The 9,644-nt window shown below is 71.4% G+C and carries 8 protein-coding genes; 4 read left to right on the plus strand and 4 right to left on the minus strand.

Going from position 1 to position 9,644, the window contains the following annotated elements; translation table 11 throughout:
- Positions 1 to 3: 3 nt before the first annotated feature.
- The 4 genes from OOZ19_RS08760 to OOZ19_RS08775 form a co-directional block, all read right to left on the minus strand.
- The gene (locus tag OOZ19_RS08760) at positions 4 to 3,912 is read right to left on the minus strand and encodes a HAMP domain-containing protein (protein WP_266089534.1); all 3,909 of its coding nucleotides are present in this window, start codon (positions 3,910 to 3,912) and stop codon (positions 4 to 6) included.
- A 4-nt stretch (positions 3,913 to 3,916) separates the two neighbouring features.
- Entirely contained in the window at positions 3,917 to 4,573 is a 657-nt protein-coding gene (locus OOZ19_RS08765) for a response regulator (RefSeq protein ID WP_266089535.1), read from the minus strand.
- A 467-nt stretch (positions 4,574 to 5,040) separates the two neighbouring features.
- Positions 5,041 to 5,457 carry a CBS domain-containing protein gene (locus tag OOZ19_RS08770; protein WP_266089536.1) on the minus strand — a complete coding sequence of 139 codons (417 nt, stop codon included), beginning with the start codon at positions 5,455 to 5,457 and terminating at the stop codon, positions 5,041 to 5,043.
- A gap of 61 nt (positions 5,458 to 5,518) precedes the next feature.
- Positions 5,519 to 5,755, minus strand: coding sequence for a hypothetical protein (locus OOZ19_RS08775; protein WP_266089537.1), 237 nt, complete (start codon positions 5,753 to 5,755; stop codon positions 5,519 to 5,521).
- Between the two features lie 142 nt (positions 5,756 to 5,897).
- On the opposite strand from OOZ19_RS08775, the gene OOZ19_RS08780 reads away from it, so the two are divergent.
- From OOZ19_RS08780 to OOZ19_RS08795, 4 genes are all read left to right on the plus strand, one after another.
- On the plus strand, positions 5,898 to 7,277 hold the full coding sequence (locus OOZ19_RS08780; protein WP_266089538.1) for a dihydrolipoyl dehydrogenase family protein: 1,380 nt from the start codon (positions 5,898 to 5,900) through the stop codon (positions 7,275 to 7,277).
- Between the two features lie 64 nt (positions 7,278 to 7,341).
- Positions 7,342 to 7,662 carry a ferredoxin gene (gene fdxA / locus OOZ19_RS08785; protein WP_266089539.1) on the plus strand — a complete coding sequence of 107 codons (321 nt, stop codon included), beginning with the start codon at positions 7,342 to 7,344 and terminating at the stop codon, positions 7,660 to 7,662.
- A gap of 151 nt (positions 7,663 to 7,813) precedes the next feature.
- Positions 7,814 to 8,518 (plus strand): GntR family transcriptional regulator, encoded by a 705-nt coding sequence (locus tag OOZ19_RS08790; RefSeq protein ID WP_266089540.1) that lies wholly within the window; start codon positions 7,814 to 7,816, stop codon positions 8,516 to 8,518.
- A gap of 337 nt (positions 8,519 to 8,855) precedes the next feature.
- Positions 8,856 to 9,638: an enoyl-CoA hydratase/isomerase family protein gene (locus OOZ19_RS08795; RefSeq protein WP_266089541.1), complete on the plus strand. Its 783-nt coding sequence runs from the start codon at positions 8,856 to 8,858 to the stop codon at positions 9,636 to 9,638.
- Positions 9,639 to 9,644 lie beyond the last annotated feature (6 nt).

Consider the following 9,644-nt stretch of genomic DNA (forward strand, 5'->3'; position numbering starts at 1 on the left):
TGATCACTGCCCGGCGGCGGGATCGGGTTCCGGACCGGCGTCCACGCCGAGCTGCCCGGCGAGCAGCCGCAGCAGGTGGTCGGCGTCCACGGGTTTGGTCACGCACTCGGTGGCCCCGGACGCGAGGCTGCGCTCGCGGTCGCCGTGCATCGCCTTCGCCGTCACCGCGATGATCGGCAGGTCCCGGTGGCGCGGGATGCGCCGGATGGTGCGGATGGTGGAGTTCCCGTCCAGCTCGGGCATCATCACGTCCATCAGCACCACGGACACGTCGTCGTGCTCCTGCAGCGCGGCCAGCCCGGCGATCCCGTTGTCCACGTACACCACGCGCAACCCGTGCTGCTCCAGCAACGCGGTCAGCGCGTAGACGCTGCGCGGATCGTCGTCGACCACGAGCACCTTCTGCCCGTCGAAGCGCGGGAACCCCGCCGTGCCGTGCTCCGAACCGGATCCGTCCTCGGGGGCGATGAGCGGCCCGGTGTCGATCGCGGACTCCCAATCCGGCATCGGCGGGTCGATCCCCTCGGCCGCGACGTCGAACTTGACCTCCGCGCTGATCGGCGGGGGCCCCGATGCCGGTTCCGGCGGCGATTCCACCTCGGCGACCGCCTCCGGTCCCGGATCCGGCTGCTCGTCCCGCGCGGGGAACCGAACGGGCAGGTGGAACGTGAACGTGCTGCCCTGGCCGGGTTCGCTGCGCACGGTGAGTTCGCCGCCGAGCAGCGCGGCCAGCTCGCGACTGATGGACAGGCCGAGCCCGGTGCCGCCGAACTCGCGCACGATCGTGCCGTCGCCCTGCTGGAACGCCTCGAAGATGCGGTTGAGCTTCCCGGCGGGCACCCCGATCCCGGTGTCCTGCACCGAGAACTCCACCAGCTCCGGCTGCGCCCGCAACGCCGGATCGGCCGCCGCCGACGGGTCGCCGCGCTCGATGCGCAGCCGCACCGACCCGTGCTCGGTGAACTTCACCGCGTTCGACAGCAGGTTGCGCAGGATCTGCTCCACCCTGCTCTGATCGGTGAACAGCGTCGTCGGTGCCGACTCCGCCACCACCGCCTCGAAATCGAGCCCCTTGTCCGCGGCCAGCGGGCGGTACTGCGACTCCAGGTGCCGGGCCAGCTCGGCCGGATCGACGTCCTCCGGCAGCACCGTCATGTGCCCTGCCTCCACTTTGGACAGGTCCAGCACATCGTTGATCAGGGCCAGCAGGTCGCTGCCCGCGGCGTGGATGGTCCTGGCGAGGTCCACCTGCTGATCGGTGAGGTTGCCGTCGACGTTGTCGGCGAGCAGCCTCGCCAGCAGCAGCGAGCTGTTCAGCGGCGTCCGCAGCTCGTGGGACATGTTGGCCAGGAACTCCGACTTGTAGGCCGACGCCAGCGACAGCTCGCTCGCCCGCTCCTCCAGCTGCTGGCGGGCCTGTTCGATCTCGCTGTTCTTGATCTCGATGTCCCGGTTGCGCGCGGCCAGTTGCTCGGCCTTCTCCGCGAGCTCCGAGTTGGAGCGCTGCAACTCGTTCTGCTGCTGCTCCAGCTGTTCGGACCGCGCCCGCAGCTCCCGCGCCAGGTGCTGGGACTCGGCCAGCAGATCCTCGGTCCGGGAGTTGGAGACGATCGTGTTCACCTCCACCCCGATCGTCTCCTGCAACCGTTGCAGCAGATCCAGGTGCAGCGCGCTGAACTCGTGCACCGAGGCCAGTTCCAGCACGGCCAGCACCTGGTCCTCGAACAGCACCGGCACCACCACCACGCCGACCGGGGTGGTGGTGCCCAGCCCGGAACTGATCCGCAAGTACCGCGGCGGGGTCTCGCGCACCAGGATCGTGCTGCGGTCCGCGGCGGCCTGCCCCACCAGCGACTCCCCCAGCTCGAACCGTTCCGGGGGATCGGTGCGCGGCAGGCCGTAGGCGGCGGTGCGGGTCAGCACCGGGCCGTCGTCGTCGCCCTGCGCCAGGTAGAACGCCCCGTACTGCGCGGAGACCAGCGGCACCAGCTCGGTCATGATCAGCGCGGCGAGCGCGCGCAGCTCCCCGCGGCCCTGCATCAGCCCGGACAGGCGCGTCAGGTGCGTCTTGAGCCAGTCCTGCTCCTCGTTGGTGCGGGTCGTCTCCGCGAGGTTGGAGATCATCGCGTTGATGTCGTCCTTGAGCTCGGCGACCTCGCCGCTGGCCTCGACGGTGATCTGCCGGGTCAGGTCACCGCTGGTCACCGCGTTCGCCACGCCCGCGATCGCCCGGACCTGCGTGGTGAGGTTGCCCGCGAGCCGGTTCACGCTCTCGGTCAGGCGCCGCCACGTCCCGGAGATGTCGGCGACCTCGGCCTGCCCGCCGAGCTTGCCCTCGGTGCCGACCTCGCGCGACACCCTGGTCACCTCGCCCGCGAACGCGGAGAGCTGATCGACCATCGTGTTGATGGTCGTCTTGAGCTCCAGGATCTCGCCCTGGGCGTCCACGTCGATCTTCTTGGACAGGTCGCCCTGCGCCACCGCCGTCGTCACCTGCGCGATGTTGCGCACCTGGTTGGTCAGGTTGCGCGCCATCAGGTTCACGTTGTCGGTGAGGTCCTTCCACGTCCCCGCCACGCCCGGCACCCGCGCCTGCCCGCCGAGGATGCCCTCGGTGCCGACCTCGCGGGCGACCAGCGTGACCTGGTCGGCGAACGCGCCCAGCGTCTCGACCATCCCGTTGATCGTCGCGGCCAGCGCGGCGACCTCCCCCTTGGTCTCCACGGTGATCTTCTTCGACAGGTCGCCGCCCGCCACCGCGGCGGCCACCTGGGAGATGTTGCGCACCTGGGTGGTGAGGTTGTCGGCCATGATGTTGACGTTGTCGGTGAGGTCCTTCCAGGTGCCGCCGACTCCGGACACCCGCGCCTGCCCGCCGAGCTTGCCCTCGGTGCCGACCTCGCGGGACACCCTGGTCACCTCGTCGGCGAACGCGGAGAGCTGATCGACCATGGTGTTCAGCGTGTTCTTCAGCTCCAGGACCTCGCCGCGCGCGTCCACGTCGATCTTCTGGGTCAGGTCGCCGCGCGCCACCGCCGTGGCCACCTGGGAGATGTTGCGCACCTGCGCGGTGAGGTTGTCGGCCATGAGGTTCACCGAGTCCGTCAGGCCGCGCCAGGTGCCCGCCACGCCCGGCACCTGCGCCTGCCCGCCGAGCCTGCCCTCGCTGCCGACCTCGCGGGACACCCTGGTCACCTCGTCGGCGAACTCCGAGAGCTGGTCCAGCATCGAGTTGAAGGTGTCCTTGAGCTCCACCAGCTCCCCGGAGACCTCCACGGTGATGCGCCTGCTCAGGTCGCCGCGAGCCACGGCCTTCGCGGCCTGGGAGATGTCGCGGACCTGGCCGGTGAGGTTCGCGGCCATCTGGTTCACCGCGTCGGCCAGCTCCCACCAGGTGCCCACCAGGCCGGGCACCTGCGCCTGCCCGCCCAGCCTGCCCTCGGTGCCGATCTCCCCGGCGACCCGGCTGACCTCGGAGGCGAACAGCGACAGCTGGTCGAGCAGGTCGTTGACCGTCGAGGCCACGTCGCCGAAGCCACCGGGCAGCCGGTCGTCGGCGCGGCGCGGCATCCGCTGCGTCAAGTCGCCCGCCGCGACCGCTCCCAGCACCCGGCTGAGCTCGCCCGCGGGGCGCAGCAGCGCCTCCAGGAGCTCGGTGACGGCCTGTTCGCCCCCTTGCCAGCCCCCAGCGCCGCCGAAGCTCACCGGCGGCTGCGGCCACTCCCCGCGCACGGCCGCCGCGGTGACCCGCCGCAGCTCGGTGATCAGGTGCTGCTCGCGGTCGGCGAGTTCGTTGAACACCGCCGCCAGTTCCGCGTCGGGACCCGCCACCGCGAGCCTGCGGCGGAAGTTGCCGTCCCGCAGGTCCCGTAATCCGGCGAGCAGCCGGTCGCGCCCAGGATCAGCGGTCACCGCGTCAGTCCTTGCCCCGGGTGCCGCGGTCGAGCCGCAGTTCGGTCGCGAGCACCGCCGCCTCGCTGCGGTGGCGCATCGCGAGCTTCGCCAACATCTGCGAGACGTAGTTCTTGATCGTCTTCTCCGCGAGGTACATCCGCTGGGAGATCTCGCGGTTGGTCAGGCCCTCCCCGATGAGCTCCAGCACTTCCCGCTCCCGCGAGGTCAGCTCCCGCAGCGGGTCCGCGCGTTCCTGCTCCCGGCGCAGCCAGGACAGCATCGCCTCGGTCTTCTTCGGGCTCAGCAACGACCGGCCGGATCCGACGGTCCGCAGCGCGCTGAGCAGCTCCTCGCTGACCACGCCCTTGAGCACGAAACCCGCCGCACCGGCCAGGATCGCGTCCAGCAGCGCCTCGTGATCGTCGAACGAGGTGAGCATCAGGCACCGCAGTTCCGGGTGCTGCGAGCGCAGTTCCCGGCACAGCTCGACGCCGTTGCCGTCGGGCAGCCGTACGTCGAGCACGGCCACGTCCGGCCGGTGCTGCGGCACCAGCGCCAGCGCCTCGGCCGCCGATGCCGCCTCACCGATCAGTTCTAGTTCCGAATCGGATTTCACCAGGGCCGCCACGCCCCGCCGGATCACCTCGTGGTCGTCGACCACGAACACACGTATCGCCATCTCGCTCGCCGGCTCCCCTCGTGGATCACTGCGGACACCAGGGCATTGACCAGCATAAACGCGAAGGGGCGTTACGCACCCGGCGCCGAGTGGCGACGATCTCGCAAGTGGAACCCGGACGCGGGCGCGGCGGCGGTGCCGCTCGTGCCTGGAGCGAGCCGACCCGCGTGCCAGGACAGCTGGCACTGCTCGCGGCAGAAGTCGTCGGACGGGCTAGAGGACGGGATCGGTTCGCGGCAACTCGCACAGAACATCATCGCTGCACCGCCTCCACGGAGAAGGTTCGTGCACGTCAGTGCACCCCCCACGTGTTCCGCTGAGGTTGCGGACAGGTCACGGAACGCATCGCCCCGGTTCCACGACCCCTTCGCGATGCCGGTCAGCCGGTGCGCTCGCGGTCCCGCGACGGGAGCGCGCCCCGCATTCGGAATCGCTGCCGCGAGCGTGCCCGGCGACCTCTCACGAGGTCACCGCAGCGCGTAGACGCTTTCGACGAAGTGGGCCAGCTGGTCGTCGGTGATGTTCCTGGCGAGGTCGGCTTCGCTGATGATGCCCACGAGCCGATGCCGGTCGATCACCGGCACCCGCCGGATCTGGTGGGTCTCCATCATCGTGAGCACCTCGGTGGTCTCGGCATCGGCGGAGACCCAGTGCGGGGTGCCTGCCGCGAGCTCGCCCGCGGTCACCTGCGCCGGGTCCCGTCCCTCCGCGCAGCAGTGCAGCACGATGTCCCGATCGGTGAGCATGCCGCGCAACCGGTCGTCCCGGCCGCAGATGGGCAGCGACCCCACTCCCAGGTCCCGCATCATCCCGGCGGCCACCTGCAGGTTCTCGTCCTCACCCACGCAGCGGGCTCCCGCGTGCATGATCTCGCGCGCCATCATGAGCTTCTCCTTCCGGGTCGGGCCGAGCGGCCTTCGAGCTCGGCCGGGTCGCGTGCGCGGGTCAGGATTCCCGCATCAGGCGGTCGAACGCCTCGTTCGCGTGCGCCCAGACCGCGGTGAGCACCCCGTCGGCCCCCTCGGCGCCCCGCGGGGCGTCGATGGCGACGACGAAGCCGGGTTCGGCCACCCTGCGGCGCAGGAAGACCAGGTGTCCCGCGCGGGAGCGGCCCATCCGCTCACCGTTGTCCCGCGCCACGCTTTGTCCCGGGGCGAGTTCGGAGGTATCGGTGTCGGCCATGCCTTCCGTTGTAGTCACTTCCACGCGGAGCCGCAGGCCAGGGACGATGCGTGTGCGGCAGCGGCGCAGCAGTGGTGCGCTGGTGGTGCGAGAGGTGTCCCGGACGCGGTTCCGGGAGGGACGCGGCGAACAGGAGCACCGGATGGCAACCGAAGAAGTCGACGCGGTCGTGATCGGCATGGGCCCGGGCGGGGAGGACGTCGCGGGGCGCCTCGCCACGGCCGGGCTCGACGTCGTGGCCGTGGAGTCCCGCCTGGTCGGCGGGGAATGCCCGTACTACGCGTGCATTCCGACGAAGATGATGGTGCGCGCCGCGGACGCGCTCGGCGAGGCCCGGCGCGTCCCGGAACTGGCCGGTTCCGCCACGGTGCGGCCCGACTTCACGCCGGTCGCCGACCGGATCCGCGACGAGGCCACCACCGGCTGGGACGACACCGCCGCCGTGGAGCGGTTCGAGCGCACCGGCGGGCGGCTGGTCCGCGGACGGGGCCGCATCACCGCCCCCGGCGAGGTGACGGTCACGACGGACTCCGGGCCGCGGACCTTCCACGCGCGCAAGGCGATCGTGCTCAACCCGGGCACCGAACCCACGGTGCCGCCGATCGACGGGCTCGCCGACACCCCGTACTGGACGAACCGGGGCGCGGTCGCCGCGCGGACGGCTCCGGAATCGCTGCTGGTGCTCGGCGCAGGCCCGGTGGGATTGGAGTTCACCCAGGTCTTCGCCCGCTTCGGCAGCGCCGTCACCGTCGTCGAGACCGGTGACCGGATCCTCGGCCCCGCCGAACCCGAGGTGTCGGAGGCCCTGGAGCGGGTGCTGCGCGCCGAGGGCGTCGACGTGCGCGTCGGAGCCGGCGTGCGGCGGGTCGCGCACTCCGGCGGCCGGTTCCGCGTCGAATTCGACCAGGGCGACCCCGTCGAGGTGGAACGGCTGCTGGTGGCCACCGGCAGGCGGACCGACCTCGCCGCGCTGGGCGTGGGCGCCGTCGGGCTCGACGAAGCCGCCCGCACGATCCCGGTGGACGAGCGGCTGCGCGCCGCCGACGGGGTGTGGGCGATCGGCGACGTCACCGGCCACGGCGCGTTCACCCACACGTCGGTGTACCAGGCACCCATCGCGGCGGCCGACATCCTCGGCGAGCGGGGCCCCGCCGCCGACTACCGCGCGGTCCCCTCGGTCACGTTCACCGATCCCGAGGTCGGCATGGTCGGGCTCACCGAGAAGGCCGCCACCGACCGCGGCCTGCGGGTGCGCACCGGCAGCGCCGAGATCCCGTCCGCGGTGCGCGGCTGGATCCACAAGGCGGGCAACGACGGGCTGATCAAGGTGGTGGCCGACGCCGACCGCGACGTGCTCGTCGGCGCCACCGCGGTCGCCCCCGGCGGCGGCGAGGTCCTGGGCGCGCTGGCCGTCGCGGTGCACGCCGAGGTCCCGCTCGCCACGCTGCGCCGGATGATCTACGCCTACCCGACCTTCCACCGCGCGATCAGTTCAGCGGTCGACGACCTCGACGCGTCGTAGCCGGAGTTTCAAGTCGCTCCGCGGTGGGGAGGCCGGGGGGCGCAACCGCTCGGCAGGAGGCGATGTGACCTACGTGATCACCGAACCGTGCGTGGACGTGCTCGACCGGTCCTGCATCGACGAGTGCCCGGTCGACTGCATCTACGAAGGCGGCCGGATGCTCTACATCCACCCCGACGAGTGCATCGACTGCGGGGCCTGCGAACCGGTGTGCCCGGTGGAGGCGATCTACTACGAGGACGACGTGCCCGACGAGTACCAGGCCTACACCCAGGCCAACGCCGAATTCTTCACCGAGCTCGGTTCCCCGGGCGGCGCCGCCGGCGTGGGCAAGGTCGACCGCGACGTCCCGCCCGTCACGAACCTGCCGAAGATGGCCGACTGACGCGCCCGCCGCCGCAGCGCCCCGCGCACCCGTACGATGGATCAGCACGGCGGGCGCACCGGATCTCCTGGCGGTGCGGCGGATCTCGCGATCGCACCGCCTGCCGCGGGCACCAGCCGACACGACGGACTAGCCGGGGACGACGGGGCGCATGGGGACATCGGAACGCATCGGCACTCCGGCCGTCGCCGCGGCAGCGGGCGGCAAGCCCAGTTCGGTGCGCCGCGCCATCGACCAGATCCGGACGATGCTGCGCAGCCAGGAGATCCTGCCCGGCCAGTCGCTTCGCCAAGAGGCTCTGGCCGAGCGCCTCGGGGTGAGCCGGGTGCCGGTGCGGGAGGCGTTGAAGGCGCTGGAGGGCGAGGGCGTGCTGCACCACCGGCCGAACGTCGGCTACACGGTGGCGCGGTTGTCCGCGGATGAGCTGCGCCAGGCCTACCTGATGCGGGCGGCGCTGGAAACGGTGGTGCTGCGCGAGATTCCGCGCCTGACCACCGGCCAGCTCGCCGAGCTCACCGCCCTCAACGAGCGGATCGCGGAGGCCGCCGCGGCTCCGGACGTGGCGCTGATGCTGGAGCTCAACCACGAGTTCCACTTCGCGGTGTTCCGCCATTCCGGGCTGAACCTGGTCGTGGACGAGATCGAGCGGGTGTGGCAGCGCACCGAGGTGTACCGGACCGTCTACCTCTACGACGAGGCGTCCCGGCGGCGCATCGTCCGCGAACACCGGCAGCTGATCACCGCCCTGCGGCGGGGCAGCACCGAACGCGCGGTGGAACTCATGAACGCCCACCGCGACGCCACCCGCGACACCCTCGCCCCCTCCCTCTCCCCCGCTCCCGCCCCGACCACCTGACCGGCCGCCGCGAACCACGCCACACCTGGACCCCGCGCGGTTTCGCGCGAACTCGACACGCCGCCGAACCACGACCACCGGCCGCACCCCCGGTTTCGCAGGCCGGTTTCGGGCTCTCCCCAGAGGTCGGTGCGCGCGAATCCACGAAGATCTCGAGCGGGTTTCTCGGGTGCGCGGAGCTGGTCGAGAGCTGGCGGGAGAGCACTCGAAGCAGGTCCGGCGGGCTCGGGCGAGGACTGGTCGTTCCGGTGGATTGTATTCAATTTTGCATGGACTTCGTCGATCGTGACGTGGTTCACTCCGTCTGCGCAACGGGGTGGCGGCGGAAGGCGGCGGCATGGCGGACCTGGAATACCGAGTCTCCGAGGGCGTGGGCACGATCCTGCTCAACCGCCCGGAGCGCAAGAACGCGTTCACCTTGGAGATGGTCGACCAGTGGGCGCAGGCGGTCCGCCAGGCCCACGCCGACCCGGACGTGCGGGTGCTGGTGGTGACCGGCGCCGGGGACGCGTTCTGCTCCGGGGTCGACCTCGACGACTTCACCGGCGAGCGGAAATCCGTGCTGCAGAACAAGACCGTGCTCACCGAGCGCGTACACCAGGTGGCGCTCGCGCTGGAGGACATGGACAAGCCGGTGCTCGCATCGGTCAACGGCGTCGCGGTGGGCGCGGGCATGGACATGGCGCTGATGTGCGACATCCGGCTGATCTCGGAGTCCGCGCGCTTCTCCGAGGGCTACGTGCGGGTGGGCCTGGTGCCGGGCGACGGCGGCTGCTACTTCCTGCCCCGGCTGGTGGGTACGGCGAAGGCGCTGGAGTTGCTGTGGACGGGGGATTTCGTGGACTCCGCCACGGCCGTCGAGCTCGGCATCGCCACCTACCGCTACCCGGACGCCGAGCTGGCCGACCGGACCGCCGAGTTCGCGCGCAAGCTCGCGGCGGGCCCGCCGGTGGCCGTCCGGGCGATCAAGCGCGCGCTGTACCAGTCGGCGCGGTGCGATCTGCGCACCTCGCTGGACCTGATCTCCTCGCACCAGGCGATCGTGCAGTCCACCGAGGACTCCGCTGAAGCGCTGAGCGCGTTCCGCGAGAAGCGCCGCCCCGACTTCCGGGGGCGGTGACATCCG

Origin of the sequence: Saccharopolyspora sp. NFXS83 (genome assembly GCF_026241095.1) — a bacterium.
Taxonomy (GTDB): Bacteria; Actinomycetota; Actinomycetes; order Mycobacteriales; family Pseudonocardiaceae; genus Saccharopolyspora_C.